Consider the following 480-nt stretch of genomic DNA (forward strand, 5'->3'; position numbering starts at 1 on the left):
GTGCCAATGGTTCTGGCACGAGTCTAATGATGATGCGGAGTGTTGAAAAAGCAATGAAAGAATTAGGTGTACCGATTACAAAAATTCATCATTGCGCCATTTCAGAAGGAAAAAGCTCTGCTAGCCAATACGACGTTGTTTTTACTCCAGTCAATTTTTTACAAATGTTTCAGCAATCAGAAAAACGCGGAGTCACAGTGATTGGCATTAAAAATGTAATGTCTGCAAAAGAAATTCAAGAAAAATATATGGCTTCAGATCGTTATCAAAAATCTGAATAAAAGGGTGGGAAAGATGAAAAGACCAAACTTACAAATCGCTTTAGATCATAATAGCTTAGAAGACGCTTTAGCAGATTGTATGAAAGTCGGAGAAATTGTGGATATTATCGAAGTTGGCACTATTTTGTGTTTACAAGAAGGCCAAAAAGCAATTCGTTGTTTAAAACGCATGTTTCCTAATAAAACGATTGTTGCTGAT

2 protein-coding genes are annotated in these 480 nt (G+C 35.6%); both read left to right on the forward strand.

The window, feature by feature from the left end:
• Positions 1 to 281 (forward strand): PTS sugar transporter subunit IIB (locus AC2JF8_RS09260; protein ID WP_500762802.1); only part of this gene is annotated, 281 nt, incomplete at its 5' end.
• 13 nt (positions 282 to 294) lie between these two features.
• The coding region (locus AC2JF8_RS09265) for an orotidine 5'-phosphate decarboxylase / HUMPS family protein (protein ID WP_500762803.1) at positions 295 to 480 on the forward strand (186 nt) is incomplete at its 3' end.

The organism is Lactobacillus sp. CA30L (assembly GCF_059900845.1).